Genomic DNA, 15,863 nt, shown 5'->3' with positions numbered 1-15,863 from the left:
ACGGCGACGAAGCCGCGGTGAACCTCGCCGAGATGGTCCTGCGCATGCTGGGCGTCCCACCGGACGACGCCCACGAGGTCGCCCGACGCCCCCTCCCCGACCCCGCCTCACCGGCCACCCCTGCGCGGTGAGCGACGAGCTCAGCCGGAGGGTGGCCGAGCGGCCGCCGGAGTCGGCACCGATCGCGACCCGCCGGGGGCGGCGCAGGAAAGCAGCTGCACGGGAACGTTCCGCAGGGGGAAGTCCCGCGAAGGCCCTGCCCAGTTCATCTGGACGAAGACCGCCGACGAGATCCTCGGCAAAGTAGCCGCCCACTGCCGGCGAATCTCCGACTCAGGTCACTGGCGCAGCATGGACAGATCGATGGCGTTCGCCATGGCCGCCATTCCCGCGTCGTTGGGGTGCAGATGGTCGCCGCTGTCGTAAGCGGGCAGCATCCGGGCATGGTTGCCGGGGTCCCGGATGACGGCGTCGAAGTCGACGACTGCGTCGAACGCCCCACTGGTGCGGATCCAGTTGTTCACTGCTGTCCGGATGCCGGCCTGTGCACTGTTCTGCGAGGAGTAGGGCAGCATGGTGCCGCCGATGATCCTCACGCCGGCGGCGTGTGCCTGCGCGATGATGTCCTGGTAACCGGCGATCAGCTGGTCGGCGGTGAGGGAGGGGTTGTTGTTGATGTCGTTGATGCCCTCCATGAAGATCACGTTTCGTACGCCCGGCTGGCCGAGGGCGTCGTGTGCGAACCGGACCCTGGCGGCCAGGCCCTGGGGAGCCCAGCCGGCATCGGCGCACACCATGTTGCCGCCGATGCCCGCGTTGGCGACAGCGAACCGCTGGCCGCCGCTCTCCGCCTGCAGCCGGGCGGCCAGGCGGTCCGGCCAGCGCCGGTTGGCGTCAAAGGTGGAGTAGTAGCCGTCGGTGATGGAGTCGCCGAAGGCCACCACGGTTCCGGCGGTCACGGCGGCCGGCACGACGTCCACGCCTGACAGGTAGTGCCAGCTCCACATGGATGTCGTGAAGCCGGTGGCGGCGTCCTCGCCGGCGTGGTTGCCGGAGCCGGCCGCCGACCGGTAGGAGGTCTGGAAGGCGTCACGGTGGAAGGTGGAGGCGCCGGTGTCGCCCCGCAGGTACACGCTCACCAGGAGGTCCTGCCCCACGGTGACCGTCATCGGGATGACGTCGCTGGTGAGTTCCTCCCCGGCGGGGATGGTCGGGTTGCCTGATCTGCCGAAGGTCACGGTGCGGTGGGTGCCGGGCACCGCGGCCGCGCCGCTGGAGCGCACGGCCACATCGACGGCGCCGACGGACAGCGGCGTGGTGCTGCGCAGGTTGGACAGACGGATCCGCACCCCGGAACCGGCGACACTGGTGTGGACGACCATCCGCAGTGTCTGATCGGAGAAGGTCTCCCCGCCGGCGGTCATGCTGGGGCCGAAGGCCACGACCCGGGGGCGTTCGGTGAGGGTCCACCGCTGGTTGGGGTTGCCTGTGCACGGCCACTGGATGAGCGCCGTGCCGTCGGCCGTGGAGTCGCCGGGAACGTCGAGACACATTCCGCTGTTGACGGAAACGATCGCGGAGCCGCTGAAGGTCCAGCGCTGGTTGCTGTGGCCGGTGCACGACCACTGGATGACTCGCGCTTCCGCCGCGGTGGACGCTCCGCTCACGTCCATGCACTTACCACTGTCGATGTTCACCAGCGAGAACGACCCGTCTCCGCTGTGGGCAACGGCCTGCCACAGCTGACTCGGGCCGCCGGAGGGGGTGTTCTGCACCACCGCAGCCGCGTCGGACGGCGAAGCCGACTGGACCTGTGCGTTCTTGCCGCTGTGCGCCGCGGTCAGCGCGTACACATGGCCGTCCTGCGGTCCGGTGGCGGCGGTGGCCACGTCGGCCGGGACGAGCACCAGCCCTACGACGAGAGCCGCGGCTCCCATCGAGGCCGTCCTGTTCCGAAACGTTCTCATGAGTCCTGCTCTTCCATGTCGTGTGTCTCCTCATCGGTCACACGGTGACGACGAAGCCGGCGCCCCCGTCCAGAGCGGTTCGGCTTCGCCTCGCCGCAGGAGTGGGCGCGCCAGGGGAACCGCCCGAGCCGCCGGAAGGGCCGGCTCGGGCGGAACCTCGGTCTTGCCGGATGTGGCGACTGCCGTGTCACCGGGGAGGGCGTGGGGCCTCGGGGGCCCGGCCGAAGGCGGCCTTCCCCGCAAGGCGCCGAAGCCGCGGTCGCGCCGGCGGCAGCCGCTGCGCGGCTCGGATCAGCTCCGCGTCCAGCGCTGGTTGGTATCGCCGTGGCACGACCAGAGCTGGATCCCGGTGCCGTTCGCGGTGCGCCCCTCGACGGCGTCGAGACAGAGCCCGGACTCGGCTCCCACCACGGTGCCGTTCGAGTTGACGGTCCACTTCTGGTTGCCGCCGCCGTTGCAGGACCAGATCTCCACGGGTGTGCCGTTGTAGGTGCCGTGGTCCTTCGCGTCCAGGCACTTGTCGCCGAAGACCCGCAGTTCCTTGGCCGAGGTCAAGGTCCACTGCTGGTTGTCACCGGCATGGCAGTCCCACAGGTGCGTCAGGGTGCCGTTGGTCTCGTTGTAGCCCGGCACATCCAGGCAGCGGCCGGACCCGACGCCGACGGCCTTCGTGGTCGACCCGATCGACAGGTTGTCGAACTGGCCCGTCTGTCCTTGGCTGTTGCCGTAGCCGGCCTGCCCCTCGGTGTAGGTGCTGTCGTTGACCGACCCCACCTTCACGCCGTCGATCCAGGCGGTGATCCTGTTGCCGTGGAAGCCCAGCCTCAGGTTGTGCCAGGAGTTGGTGCCCAGCGCGGCGACCGAACCGCCGGCCAGCGTCACGAAGTTGTTGTCGGTGTCGTTGCGCAGGATGGACCAGGCACCGGTGTTGCCGACCCGCAGGTAGTAGCCGTTCAGGCCCTCCGGACCGAAGGAGTGCTGCCAGGTGGCGCGGCCGATCAGCTCGGTGAAGCCCGCGCTCTCCAGCAGCACGTCGCCGGCGACCTGGTAGTCCTTCCAGCCCAGGTCGCCGAAGAGTGCGTAAGGGTGTGACAGGGGCGCCCAGGTGATCGGCGCCTGGGCCGACATCTGACGGACGCACTTTCCGGAGCGTCCGCCCCCGCAGCCGACGACCTCGTAGGCGCCCTGCTGGTCCTGCACGTACTTCGCCTGGGTGCCGGTCGCGTAGCTGTCGTAGGAGTCGGCGTACGGCAGTGCCAGCGAGCCCTTCGCCGGACTGGCGGCGGTGCCCTTGCCCTGACCTGTCGTGGTGGTGATGGTGTAGACGTACCCCGGCTGGACGGTGAGCGAGTAGGTGCCCCCGGAGGGGGCGATGTCGCTGCGGCGCACCATCGCGGTCGAGGAGTCGGTGGAGTTGACGTTGGTCGACCAGACGTGCACGGTCCCGGTGGACAGGCCGCCGGTCACCGTGAAGTCGAGCGTCTGCGCCGTGGAGGCCGGGGTGGTCTCGATGATGGTGCTGTAGTCGCGGTTGTTGGTGGACTTGAGGGTGACGTAGCTGCCGTTGGAGGCGCTGCCTCCGATGTAGCCGGTGGAGCTGTCGAGGTACTTCCAGCCCGGCGAGGTGAACTGGGTGGTCTGAGCGGTGACCCACAGGCTCTGGCCCGTGGAGTACCAGCCGGACCAGGGCTGGTTGGCGACCATCAGGCCCGTCGTCGCGTAGGGCAGGTTGGGCGTCATGGCGCCGATGAGCGGCCAGTTGATGGTCGCGGTCATCCTGCCGTCGATGTAGTCCCGGTTGTTCGCGCGAGCCATGGGTGCGGCGCCGCTGTTGTAGTCGTGCGAGCCGTTCTCACTGGCCCACAGCTGTTTGCCGGTTGCCTTGGCGTTGGCGGAGCTCGGGCAGGAGGTCTGGGGGGTGAGCCAGCCGCACGGGTAGTGGGCGCCGATGATGTCCACGGCGGAGGCGAACGTGGGGTCCGCCAGTACGTCGTTGGCGATCTCCCAGCTGTGGTCGTCCGAGCCCACGATCTTGACCGAGGAGTAGCCCTTCGAGTCGAGCGCCGACCGCAGGTTCTTGTACCAGCCGATGTTGTAGCCGCGCTCGTTCCAGCCGCCCAGGTAGCTGATGTTCAGGCCGTGTGACGTGGCGCAGCCCAGCCAGGAGATCAGATAGTCGATCATGTCGGCGGTCCAGAAGTTGCCGCCGCCGATCCAGCCCGGCGCACCCCAGGCGAGGCCGGCCAGCTTGATGTCGGGGTTGCGGGCGACCGCCTGCTCCATCAGCCAGAACTCGTAACCGACGTTGCAGTTGATCGTGCCCCTGGTGTGCTCGATGCTCGGCTCGGCGCCACTGGTCGAGTTGGTGTCGCCACCGATCTCCGTCTTGAGGATCTGCAGATTGGCGCCGTAGTCGGGCTTGAAGAGATAGTCCAGGATCTGGCTGCGCTGCGGCTCCGGGTAGTCGATCAGCAGTCTGGTGTTTCCCCCGCCACCGCTGATGGCACCGATGCCGTCGAAGGTACGCCCGCCCGAGGCGCCGTCGAGGGTGATCGACGTCGCGGCCTGGGCTGGGGCGGCGGTGAGCAAGGATCCGATCATTGCGATGACGAGCGCGCACACCAGGGCGAGTGTCCGCGGTACGCGGTGGCGTAGTCCGCGCCAAGTGGGCGGGTGTCCGTGGATCAGCATCCGTTCTCCTCGGATTGTTTGTCTATGGCGGATTTCGTTGGAGGGGGAGGGTGGTTGGATGAGCGACACCTTGGCGCAACCAGCGCCTGAAGTGGAGAACTGCCCGCACACCTAGGGCGTTTGGTCCAACGCTCGGGCGACGTCAAAGCCTCGGACGCCGAAGGTATGGGCGATTATGTTCGGGGTCAATGCTTCCGGCAGAGCAGGTCGCGGCCGACCCCCGCCGCGTGGCAGCCCACGTGAGACGGCCGAACAGAAGCCCTCCTCCCACTCCATGAACCGAACAAGAGGTCCGATCTATCATGAGCACGGAAGAGAGCCACGATGGGTTCACACTTCGACGGACGGAGTCGGAGGACCCAGCGTCGAGGCCGTCGGGACGTGCGCGCGCCGGCGCGCGAGGCCGTGTCCCTGCGCCGGACCCGGACAAGGGTGGCCGGTGTGAGGAGCCGTACTCCCGGCACGCCAGAGGCCACCGCGCCCGTGGACGCCATGGAGAGTGCAATCGAGACCTCGGGGCAGCGCGGTCCCCCGGTCGGTGAGTGACCCGGTCAGGCCGGCTGTGGACCCGACGGCGACGAGGGTGCCGCCGCAAGCATCGCCGGTGCCTCCTGGTGTCGCAGGACGCCGTCGATCGCGGTCATGCCCACGGCCGCGGAGCGCGGCACCTCCGCGAGTCCCTGACCGCGGGTCGTGCCGGGCCCAGGACCGCCTGGCCCACCAGCCGTTTCAGTTCGCCACCGAGCTCGCAGCAGACGAACTCATTGCGTCGGAGATGGACTTGACGCCGCCGTGCGTGGTGAGTCCGCCGTCGACCGGAATGTCGGCGCCGGTGATGAAGGAGGACTCGCCGGACAGGAGGAAGACCACCAGCGGGGCGACCTCGTCCACCGTGCCGGTGCGGCCGAGCGGGGTCTCCCGGATGTTCGCCTCACGGAATGCGGGGGCGGCGGAGGCGGTCATCTCGGTCTCGATGAAGCCGGGGTGAATCGTGTTGACGCGGATGCCTCGCGGGCCGAGCTCCGTGGCCGCGGTCTTCGACAGGCCGCGCAGTGCCCATTTGCTCGTCGTGTAGGCGACCGGGTAGTGGCCGCTGAGCGCGGCGGTGGAACCGACGTTGACGATGGACGAGCCGGGCGGCATCAGCGGCGTCAGGTGCTGGATGCCCAGCAGCGGGCCGGTGACGTTGACGGCGTGGACGCGGGCGAAGTCGCCGGGGGTCACATCGCCGAGGCGGGCGCGCCAGGTGATGCCCGCGTTGTTGACCAGGCCGTGCACCTGGCCGTACGACTCGCGCAGTTCCGCGGCCAGCTGTTCCCAGTGCTCCTCGTCGGTGACGTCGAGGCGGCGGCAGCCGGGGGCCTCGGTCACGTCGGTGGCGATGACGCGGGCGCCTTCGCGGGTCAGGGCGTCGGCCTCGGCGGCGCCCTGACCGCGCGCGGCGCCGGTGACGACGACGACCTTGCCGAGGAGTCTTCTGGGGCGCAGGTCGTTCACGGCCGCTCCCGGGTGCGGCGGCGGGCGGTCGGCAGGGGCTCCGGGTTCCTGCCCGCGACCACGGTGTTGGAGACGGTGCCGATGCCCTCCACGGTGAGGGTGACGGTGTCTCCCGGCTTCAGCGGGGGCGGGGACTGCTCGCCCCGGACGCCCCACAGCTCGGCGAGGCAGCCGCCGTTGCCGCAGGTGCCCGAGCCGAGCACGTCGCCGGGGCGCACGACGGTGCCCCGCGAGGCGTAGGCGACCATCTCCTCGAAGGTCCAGCTCATGTTGGACAACAGGTCCTCGCCGACGACCTCACCGTTCACCGAGGCGGTCAGCGCCAGGCGCAGAAGGCCGTCGGAGTCGCGGTACGGCTCCAGCTCGTCGGCGGTGACCAGGTACGGGCCGAGAGTGGCGGCCGTGTCCTTGCCCTTGCACGGACCGAGGCGGACCTGCATCTCGCGGGACTGCAGGTCGCGGGCCGACCAGTCGTTGAAGACGGTGTAGCCGATGATGTGGTCCCGTGCCTGTTCCGGCGTCAGGTCCCGCCCCTCCCGGCCGATGACGGCGGCGACCTCCAGCTCGAAGTCGAGGACGTCGCTGCCCGGCGGCACCGGGACGTCGTCGTGGGCGCCGATGACGGCGTACGGGTTGGTGAAGTAGAACGTCGGGGCGTCGTACCAGGCTTCGGGCACGCCGCCGACGCCGGCCCCGTCGACGGATCGCCGTACCCCTTCGACGTGTTCCTCGAAGGTGACGAAGTCCCGCACGGTGGGCGGCTGAAGCGGTGGCAGCAGCCGCACCTCGGACACGTGAGGACCCGGCGGGACGTCGAGCGTGGCGGCGCCGGCGCGCAGGAGCACGTCGAGTCCGTCGCCGCAGCCGATCAGCTCCGTGAGCGAGCGCGCGCCGGGAACAGGGTGGAGGGTGCCGTCCTCCTCGACGACGGCGACCCGTCGCTGGTGTCGGTGTTCATAGGTGGCGAAACGCATGCACGGCTCCAGGCTCCGGCGATCTTGGACAGCGGTCGAGGCCGGGGACGCGGCAGGGGCGTCAGGGCGGTGACAGGGCCACCGCGTCCCCGGGGTTCGAGGGGGTCAGACCGGCGGGGCGACGAAACAGCCGCGGTCGACGTCGTTGAAGGACTCCTTTGCGACCAGTTCGTTCATGGGATTGGCGGTGCCCCACTGGTCGGTGACCTCGGGCTGGGAGAAGTCGTAGACGTGCGGGTGCCAGGTGTCCTCGTCCAGCAGCTCCAGCTCCGTCGTGTACTCGACGGTGTTGCCGTGCGGGTCCAGGAAGTACGTGAAGGTGTTGTCACCCGCCATGTGCCGGCCGGGGCCCCAGACCTTGCGGACGCCGGCCCGCATCACTCGGCCGGAGCCGCGCATGTACTCGTCCAGGCCGCGCATCTCGAAGGAGACGTGGTGCAGGGAGGTGTGCGGGCCCTTGGCGAGGGCCATGGAGTGGTGCTGGTTGGAGATCCGCATGAAGTGCATGACGTCGCCGACGTACGGCGAGCTGAGCGTGTCGGAGTGGCGGAAGCCGAGGTGGGTCTCGTACCACTCGCGCGTCCTGTCGAGGTCCGGCGAGTTCAGCACGACGTGCGACAGCTTGACCGGGATGGCCTCCTTCTCCTCGATCTTGCGGTGCTGCCGTACGTCCACGTCGGCGGACACTTCGATGGTGCGGCCGTCGATGTCGAAGAAGCGGAAGCCGTAGCCGCCTCCGGGCGTGTCGATCTTGCCCGGCTGGGAGATCAACCGCACGCCTCCCGCGAGGAGTCGCTCGGCGAGAGTGTCCACGTCGTCGGTGGAGCCGGCGCCGTACGAGACGAGGTCGAGGCGCTTCTCCTCGGCCTTGCGCAGCCGCACCACGTACTGCTCGGGGCTGCCCTCGGCGGCGAGGAAGGAGATGCCGGAGTCCTCGGCGACCTGGGTCAGGCCCCAGACACCGGCGTAGAAGTCGAGCTGCTTGGCGTAGTCGGGCACGGCGAGGTCGACGTGCCGCAGATGGGTGAGCAGGCGTGCACTCATATCGGGTTCTCCTGTGGGGGGTCAGGTGAGGCGCAGCAGCGTTGTCGCGTTGCCGCCGCGCACGGCGTGGAAGTCGTCGTCGGGCAGGCCTGCGGCGCGCAGTGCGCCGACGGGGTCCTCGGTGCCCATGTCGAAGGGGAAGTCGGAGCCGAGCAGCACACGGTCCGCGCCGGCCGCGCCGATCAGCGCCCGCAAGACATGCGGGTCGTGGACGAGGGAGTCGAAGTACAGGCGCTCGAGGTAGCTGCTGGGCAGGTGGGCGCAGCCCGCGCCCGCGTCGGAGCGGGCCGACCAGGCGTGGTCGGAGCGGCCGATGTGGGTGGGCAGATAGCCGCCCCCGTGCGCGGCGATCACCTTCAGCTCCGGGTGCCGGTCCAGCACCCCGGAGAAGATCAGGTGGGACAGCGCGACGGCGTTCTCGGTGGGCTGGCCGACGGTGTTGGACAGGTACCACTGGTCGAGGCGTTCGTCGAGCGTGCAGCCGAAGGGGTGCAGGAAGAGGATCGCGCCCGTCTCCTCGGCCCGGGTCCAGAACGGTTCGTACGCAGGGTCGGACAACTCGCGGCCCGGGGCGTGACTGGAGATCTCGACACCCAGGAGGCCCTGGTCCAGGGCGTGCTCGAGGGCACGCACGGCCTGGACCGGATGCTGGAGGGGGGCGAGACCGAGTCCCCGCAGCCGGTCGGGCGCCTGTGCGCAGTGCGCGGCCGTCGCCTCGCCCGCGAGCCGGCAGAGCTTCTCGGCCGTCTCCTCGTCAGTCCAGTAGTGGTAGTGCGACGGGGACGGGCTGACCAGCTGGACGTCCACGCCCTGCGCGTCCATCGCGGCCAGCCGCACCGTGACGTCGGTCATCTTCGGGATGCGCTCGCGGATCATGGGGCCGTTGACGGCGAGGGCGGCGGGCCCGTTGCGCCGGGCGTCGAGGGCCCGGACCTCCGCCAGTCCCGGCAGCTCCGACACCAGCGCCTCGACATCGGGGATCAAGATGTGCGCGTGTACGTCGACGGTCTGGGGGCGGTGGTCGGACCGGGGCCGATGCCCGGCGGGATCTGAGGGAGGGAGGGCCGTCACGGCAGCTCCTTGAGCCCGGTCATGGTGGCTTCCATCAGCCCGGGCACGTCACCGGGCACGCCGTCGAGTTGCCACTGCCCGATCTGCACGGACGCTTCGACGACCGACCGGACCCGGTCGATCCGCCGCTCGTAGTAGCGCCTGAGCAGTGCCTCGTCCCACTCGGTTGCACTGGTCAGCAGCTGGGACAGCACCCAGGCGTCCTCCAGCGCCATCGCCGCGCCCTGGGCCACCGTGGGCGGGCAGCAGTGCGCTGCGTCACCGACGAGGACGACCCTGCCCCGGTGCCAGGCCCCTTCGACCAGCATCCGTTCGAACCAGGTGTAGTTCACCTGCGCCGGGTCGGTGATCGAGTCGCGGATCTCGTCCCAGGCACCGCCGTAGCTCTCGGAGAGGCGGCACATCTCCCGCGCGTAGGATTCGGCCGGGATCGTGCCGCGGTCGCGGCTGGGCTCCACCAGGTAGGCGTAGATCGTGTCCTTGCCTGTGGGCGTGTAGCCGGCGATGTAGCAGGGCCCTCCGTGGGACAGGACGCTGCGGTCCACGCCGGCCGGGCGGGGTGCCGGGACACGCCATATGCCCATGCCGGTCGGTTCGGGTTCGGCGTCGATACCGATGGCGGCGCGGGTCGCGGAGTGCAGGCCGTCGGCGGCCACGACGAGGTCGTAGCGCCCTTCGCTGCCGTCACTGAGGCGTACGGTCACCGACGTCTCGTCCTGGGTGAGGATCTCGGCGGTGGTGCCGAGCCGGACGTTCGCGCCGGACGCGCGGACGGCCTCGACGAGGATGCGCTGGAGCACCGGGCGCTGCATGCCCAGGGTGGCGGGGAGGTCGTCTCCGCCGGTGCGGACGGTTTCGATGACGTGCAGCATGGTGCCGTCGGGCGCCGTATGGCCCAGGGAGTTGGAGCAGTGGCCGTTCTCGCTGACCTCGTCCCAGACGCCGATCTCGCGCAGCACGCGCAGGGCGTTGCCCTGAAGGGTGATGCCGGAGCCGCGTACGTTCCAGTCCTCCTTGACCTCGACGAGGTCGACGTCGATGCCGGCCCGCCGCAGCAGCACGGTGACGACATTGCCGGAGGTGCCCCCTCCGATGACCAGGACCCGCTTTCTTTCCATGGCCAACTCCTTTGTTGGTCGGATCACTTGACGGCGACGGGGTTGACGGGGGAACCGACGGCTCCGGTGATGGGCAGCGGCGCGGCGGTGAGCCAGAACTCGTACACGCCGTCGCGAGCGCAGTCGTCCGCGAGCGTGTCGGGGTCCCACATCTCGCCGATCAGCAGACCCATGTTGGGAATGGCGACCTGGTGCAACGGCTGGAAGGCGCCCTCGAACTCGTTCGGCCGAACCTCGAATCCCCAGGTGTCGGTGGCGATGGCGGCGATCTCGCTACGGTGCAGCCAGTCGGCGGTGGTGAAGGACAGACCGGGAGAGTCTCCGCCCGCGTAGTCGCCCCACCCCTCACGGCGGGCGCGCGACAGCCGCCCGGTCCGGACGACGACGATGTCTCCGCGGCCGACGGCCACGCCGTGCGCCTCGGCCGTCGCGGTCAGGTGCTCCTCGGTGATCGCGAAACCGTCCGGCAGTTCTCCGGATCCGTCGCCGATCACCCGGCCGACGTCGAGGAGGACTCCGCGCCCGGCGACGTACGGCGCCATGTGCTCGATGCCGGTGACCAGATCACCGTCGGAGGTGACGACCTTCTCGGCCGCCCGACCGTTCCACGCCTTGCCGTGGTCGAAGATGTGCCCGAGCCCGTCCCACTGGGTGGAGCACTGCAGGGGCATCGCGATCACGTCGTCCGCACCGCCGAGACCGTGCGGGAAGCCCTGGTTGCCCAGCGCCGCGTCCGTGCCCGTGTCGAGCATGGTGTGCACGGGGTTGGTGCGGCGGCGCCAGCCCTTCTGCGGGCCGTTCACGTCGAACCGCTGGGAGAGGGAGAAGCAGGCTCCCCGGCGGACCAGTGCGGCGCCCTCACGGCGCTTGTCCTCGTCGAGGAAGTTGAGCGTGCCGAGCACGTCGTCCTCGCCCCAACGTCCCCAGTTGGAGCACGCCTTGGCGGCCTCGGCGATCGCGCCCTCGGGGTCGTGGCGGTCCGGGCTCATGACACCTCCTCCGCCACACAGCGGGTGCGCTGCGCGCCCAGCCCGGTGATGGAGCCCTCCATCACGTCGCCGTCTCGCAGCAGGCGCCCCCAGTGGATGCCGTTGCCGGCCGGGCTGCCGGTGAGCACCAGGTCACCGGGCAGGAGCCGGGAGGTCCGGGAGATGTACGACACCAGCCGGGCGATGCCGAAGAGCATGTCCTTGGTGGACTCGTCCTGCTTGGTCTCGCCGTTGAGCTTCAGCGTGACGCGCAGGTCACCCGGGTCGGCGATCGACTCGGCGGGCACGATCCACGGGCCGAGCGGGGTGAAGCCGGGGGCGTTCTTGCAGCGCAGCCAGTCGGTGCCGATGGCCTTCATGTCCCGGCGGAAGACGGTGGCGCGGTCGGTGAGGTCGTTGGCGATCGTGTAGCCGGCGACGTACTCCAGGGCCTTCTCGACCGTCACCCGGTGGGCGGGTTTGCCGATCACGGCGGCCAGCTCCAGCTCCCAGTCCGGCTGTTCGGCCCAGGAGGGCAGGACGACGTCGTCGAAGGGGCCGGTGATCGCACTGGGCAGGCCGATGAACACGTACGGCAGGTCCTCGGCCGCCCGTTGGTCCATGACCGCTGCGATCTCCGCGCGCGCCTCCTCGACCGTGCGCGGATCGTCGGGGGTGCGGTGGGCGGCCTCCAGGTCGATGACGTGCTGCCGGTAGTTGGCGCCTGACTGGAAGACCTGGCGGGGTTCGACCGGCGCGTGCACCCGCAGTCCCTCCAACGGCCGCCAGTCCAGGGCCTCTTCGTGCGCGAGGGTGTGCAGGACGGGGAGGGCCTCCTCCCACCGCTCCAGGACGGCACGCAGATCGGACGGCTCCCACGCCAGGGTCTGGCGCAGGTCCAGCACGCGCCCCTCAGGGGTCACGACACCGGGGAAGGGGGCCTGGTCAGGGGCGGAGAGGACGCCAAGGGCGAACGGTCCGGAGAAGGACGTGGAAGCGGCTGCGGGTTTCACGGGAATGTCCTCCAGATTGCGGTGGGACCAATCTGGCCCCTCCCCCTCTAATCTGGGAAATAGATTCTTCGGATGTTGATCATCCGCTGTGTGAATGCCGCCGCGCGCGGCCTCGTTGTGGAGGCGTCGTGTCCCTCTCCGGTCTCGATCTCAATCTCGTCCTGTCGCTGCGGGCCCTGCTGGAGGAACGCAACGTCACCCGCGCAGGGCAGCGCGTCGGGCTCAGTCAGCCGGCGATGAGCGCGGCCCTGGCCCGCCTGCGCCGCCACTTCGACGACGACCTGCTCTCCCGCGCCGGCAAACACTACGAACTGACCGCGCTCGGCCTCGCTCTGCTGGACCGCACCTCCACCGCCTGCGACCTGCTCGAACGGGTCTTCAGCAGCAGGGCCGACTTCGCCCCGGGCAGCGAGGAGCACGAGTTCACCGTGCTGACCTCCGACTACGCCCTCACCGTGTTCGGCGCCGAACTCACCCGGACCGTGCACGCCGAGGCCCCAGGGGTGCGGCTGCGCTTCCAGCAGACGCCCACCGACGTCACCGAAGACCCGGCAACGCTGCTCAGCACGGCCGACGGTCTTCTGATGCCGCACGGGATCATCAGCGGCTTCCCGGCCGTCGAGCTGTTCACCGACCGCTGGGCCTTCCTGGTCGCCGAGGCCAATGACGAGGTCGGCGACCAGCTGACCATGGACGATCTGGCACGGCTGCCCTGGGTCGTCTACCAGCGCGCCTACGACGCTCCGGCCGCCCGGCAACTGAGCATGCTCGGCGTCGATCCCCGTGTGGAAATCTTCGCCGACAGCTTCCAGGCGCTGCCCTTCCTGGTCGCCGGAACCCGCCGGATCGCCCTGGTGCAGCAGCGCCTGGCCGAGCTGCTGAGCGGGGTGGCCGCCGTACGCCTCATGGAACCGCCCTACGGTGCGGTCCCTCTCCATGAGGCACTGTGGTGGCACCCGGTGCACACCCACGACGCGGCCCACATCTGGCTGCGCGAGACCGCGGCCCGCGTAGGAGCGGAGCTGGCCGCTTCCCAGCCCGGCCGTATCACCGCGGTCGCACCGAGATAGCGGGCTGCTACAGGTGTCCGGCATCCAAGACCCGGATGATCCACATCCTCGATCTCGATCGGACAGGGGCTAGGCAGGGCCTGTGCCTTGGCCCATAGTCGTCTCAATCCGGCGCCGGAGCCGCACCTTCACCCGTTGCCGGAGCCGCACCCTCGCCCACCGCCGGGACCGCACAGACGCCTGGCAGCCGACCTGCCGGCGACGCCCGGCGGCATCGGCACCCCCGTCGTGAGCCTGCCACGGATACCGGGTGGCCCGACCGCGACGGCCGCACCATCCCGCCCCCTTCCGACACGCCCCGTGGAGTTCCCGCATGCCTGCACCCGTGCCCCCGCTCCCGCCCCCGCCGTCCAAGGCTGTGGCGGACTCCCCGGCCGAGCAGACCGTGTCCGGCCCCGGCCATCGGCTTCGCCTCACCCTGCTGATGGCCGGGGCCTGTCTGCCCATCCTGGGCGCCGTGCTCATCGCCCCGGTCCTGCCGCAGATGCAGGACCACTTCGCGCACGTGCCCGGCGTCGACGCGCTCGTCCCCGTCGCCCTCACCGTCCCCGCTCTGGCGCTGGCGCTGCTGGCCCCCTTCGCCGGCGTGCTCGTCGACCGACTGGGCCGCAAGCGCCTGCTCGTCGTGGCGACCGTCCTGTACGCGGTTCTCGGCACCGCCCCCCTCTGGCTGGACTCCCTGGGCGCCATCGTCGCCAGCCGCGCGCTCGTGGGCATCACCGAGGCCGCCATCATGACCTGCTGCACCACACTGATCGGCGACTACTACTCCGGCCGGCAGCGCGATCGCTACCTCGCGATGCAGACGATGTGCGCCTCGATCTCCGCGACGGCCTTCTTCGTGCTGGGCGGCGCGGCCGGATCGGCCGGCTGGCGCGCACCGTTCTGGGCCTACGCCGTGAGCTTGCTGCTGGCCCCCGCCATGGCCGCCTTTCTTCCCCGGCCGCGACCGGACGAGCACACGGACTCCCCCTCCCTCACCGTCTCGGAACCGACGGCCAGGCGGCCTTTCCCCTGGCGTCCGCTGGCCGGCACTTGCGCACTGACGGTCTTCGGCGCCGTCCTCTTCTACACCCTCCAGGTGGAGATGGCGTTCCTCCTGGACGACATGGACGTGACCGACACCGGCATCATCGGACTGGCCACCGCCGCCGCCAGTGCCGCGATCGTGATCGGCGCCATCGTCTTCACCAAGGCCGGCCGCAGCCCGCAAGCCTGGCTGCCGACCGCCTTCGGTCTCTGCACCGTCGGCTTCGCAGTGGTCTGGGTCGCCCCCAACCCCGTCGTGCTGACCGTCGGAGCCGTGATCAACGGCCTGGGCGGCGGCCTCATGCTGCCGAGCCTGCTGACCTTCGCCATGTCCAAGCTCCACTACGCCGACCGCGGTCGCGGCATCGGCCTGTGGACGGGTTCCTTCTTCCTCGGTCAGTTCCTGTGCCCGCTCGTGGCACTCGCCCTCGCCTCCGCCGTCGGCACCCTTGCGGGCGCCATGAGCGTATTCGCCCTCGCCGGGGCCGTCGCCACCGCCGCACTCGGCCTCGCGTCCCGGCGTCGCCGGACCGGCACCGCCCCGGAGCCCGTCCGGCAGATGGCGGGCTGACCTGCCGCGGCACCGAGCGGCCGCGAGAACCACACACCGTCGGGATCGGCATCGCGGACGTGCCCGCGATGCCGATCACCACTCGCACCACTCGTCCCATCGGAGAGACATGCCGACCCTGATCGCCGCCATCCGCCGCAGGCCGGGCATGACCCATCGGGCCTTCCTGCACTACCTCCACCACGTGCACGGATCCCTGGCCGCCGCGAACCCCCTCCGGATTCGGCGCTACGTACAGAACCACGTCTTCGACGCGTCGTTCGGCAGCGAGGGGGACCTGACGTACCTGACCGAGTTCGGCCGGGACTCCGTCACCGAACTGCACTTCGAGGACATGGAGGCGCTGACCGCCACGATGTCCGACCCGTACTCACGCGAGGTCATCGCCCCCGACGGCCCCCACTTCAACGACCTGCCCAGTGCCCTGGCCCTGCTGACCCGCCCCGCGGTACTCATCGCCCCGCCGACATCCGACGCGGGCGAAAGCCACGTGAAAGTACTCCACTTCGTCCACAAACCCGAAGGGCCGGGCAGGGACGACGTCACCGGGCGGTGGCAGGCCGCGCACGAAAAGGTGCTCAACGCGGAGTCCCAGGACAAGGTACTGCGGGGATACATCCAGCACCGGCAGATGCCGGGGGCAGAGAGGGCGCTGCGCCATTTCGGCGCCGGGGACGAACCCGCGTACACCGGAGTCGCCGCCCTGTACTACGACTCCCCGGAGGAAGCGCTGACCCACTTCCCCTCGTACGAGCGTTCACTGCGGGAGCTGTCCGCCGAGACCGGCGAGTTCTACGACCCGTCCCGCTCGTTCGCCCTCTACGGCCGCGAGGTGACCATCTTCTGATCG

At 70.1% G+C, this 15,863-nt stretch carries 12 protein-coding genes and 1 pseudogene; 4 read left to right on the top strand and 9 right to left on the bottom strand.

Going from position 1 to position 15,863, the window contains the following annotated elements:
• Positions 1-131 (top strand): annotated as a pseudogene (locus tag ADK65_RS05320) (TetR/AcrR family transcriptional regulator); the annotation flags it as partial.
• Between the two features lie 207 nt (positions 132-338).
• Here the strand turns inward: ADK65_RS05320 and ADK65_RS05315 are convergent.
• The 9 genes from ADK65_RS05315 to ADK65_RS05275 all read right to left on the bottom strand — a co-directional run bounded on the left by ADK65_RS05315 (position 339) and on the right by ADK65_RS05275 (position 12,343).
• On the bottom strand, positions 339-1,937 hold the full coding sequence (locus tag ADK65_RS05315) for an RICIN domain-containing protein (protein WP_053668617.1): 1,599 nt from the start codon (positions 1,935-1,937) through the stop codon (positions 339-341).
• Between the two features lie 321 nt (positions 1,938-2,258).
• The gene (locus ADK65_RS05310; protein WP_078955816.1) at positions 2,259-4,658 is read right to left on the bottom strand and encodes a ricin-type beta-trefoil lectin domain protein; all 2,400 of its coding nucleotides are present in this window, start codon (positions 4,656-4,658) and stop codon (positions 2,259-2,261) included.
• Positions 4,659-5,387: 729 nt separating this feature from the next.
• The gene (locus ADK65_RS05305; protein WP_053668616.1) at positions 5,388-6,155 is read right to left on the bottom strand and encodes an SDR family NAD(P)-dependent oxidoreductase; all 768 of its coding nucleotides are present in this window, start codon (positions 6,153-6,155) and stop codon (positions 5,388-5,390) included.
• Positions 6,152-7,129, bottom strand: a complete 978-nt coding sequence (locus tag ADK65_RS05300; RefSeq protein ID WP_053668615.1) for a fumarylacetoacetate hydrolase family protein — start codon at positions 7,127-7,129, stop codon at positions 6,152-6,154. The genes ADK65_RS05305 and ADK65_RS05300 overlap by 4 nt, the downstream gene beginning before the upstream one ends.
• Before the next feature lie 105 nt (positions 7,130-7,234).
• Positions 7,235-8,173 (bottom strand): VOC family protein, encoded by a 939-nt coding sequence (locus ADK65_RS05295; protein WP_053668614.1) that lies wholly within the window; start codon positions 8,171-8,173, stop codon positions 7,235-7,237.
• Between the two features lie 21 nt (positions 8,174-8,194).
• On the bottom strand, positions 8,195-9,244 hold the full coding sequence (locus ADK65_RS05290; RefSeq protein WP_078955815.1) for an amidohydrolase family protein: 1,050 nt from the start codon (positions 9,242-9,244) through the stop codon (positions 8,195-8,197).
• Positions 9,241-10,362, bottom strand: a complete 1,122-nt coding sequence (locus ADK65_RS05285) for an FAD-dependent oxidoreductase (RefSeq protein ID WP_053668613.1) — start codon at positions 10,360-10,362, stop codon at positions 9,241-9,243. The genes ADK65_RS05290 and ADK65_RS05285 overlap by 4 nt, the downstream gene beginning before the upstream one ends.
• 23 nt (positions 10,363-10,385) lie before the next feature.
• The gene (locus tag ADK65_RS05280) at positions 10,386-11,351 is read right to left on the bottom strand and encodes a cyclase family protein (RefSeq protein ID WP_053668612.1); all 966 of its coding nucleotides are present in this window, start codon (positions 11,349-11,351) and stop codon (positions 10,386-10,388) included.
• A complete protein-coding gene (locus ADK65_RS05275) occupies positions 11,348-12,343 on the bottom strand; it encodes a fumarylacetoacetate hydrolase family protein (protein ID WP_053668611.1) in 996 nt (331 codons plus the stop codon). Before ADK65_RS05275 ends, ADK65_RS05280 begins: the two co-directional genes overlap by 4 nt.
• Before the next feature lie 128 nt (positions 12,344-12,471).
• On the opposite strand from ADK65_RS05275, the gene ADK65_RS05270 reads away from it, so the two are divergent.
• The 3 genes from ADK65_RS05270 to ADK65_RS05260 all read left to right on the top strand — a co-directional run bounded on the left by ADK65_RS05270 (position 12,472) and on the right by ADK65_RS05260 (position 15,860).
• Complete coding sequence (locus tag ADK65_RS05270; RefSeq protein ID WP_053668610.1) at positions 12,472-13,413, top strand: LysR family transcriptional regulator; 942 nt, start codon at positions 12,472-12,474, stop codon at positions 13,411-13,413.
• Between the two features lie 313 nt (positions 13,414-13,726).
• Positions 13,727-15,013, top strand: a complete 1,287-nt coding sequence (locus ADK65_RS05265; RefSeq protein WP_053668609.1) for an MFS transporter — start codon at positions 13,727-13,729, stop codon at positions 15,011-15,013.
• A gap of 109 nt (positions 15,014-15,122) precedes the next feature.
• Positions 15,123-15,860, top strand: a complete 738-nt coding sequence (locus ADK65_RS05260; RefSeq protein WP_053668608.1) for an EthD domain-containing protein — start codon at positions 15,123-15,125, stop codon at positions 15,858-15,860.
• Positions 15,861-15,863: the final 3 nt, after the last annotated feature.

The sequence above is a fragment of the Streptomyces sp. NRRL B-1140 genome (assembly GCF_001280065.1).
Classification (GTDB): domain Bacteria; phylum Actinomycetota; class Actinomycetes; order Streptomycetales; family Streptomycetaceae; genus Streptomyces.
This window is presented reverse-complemented; position numbering and strand designations above follow the sequence as displayed.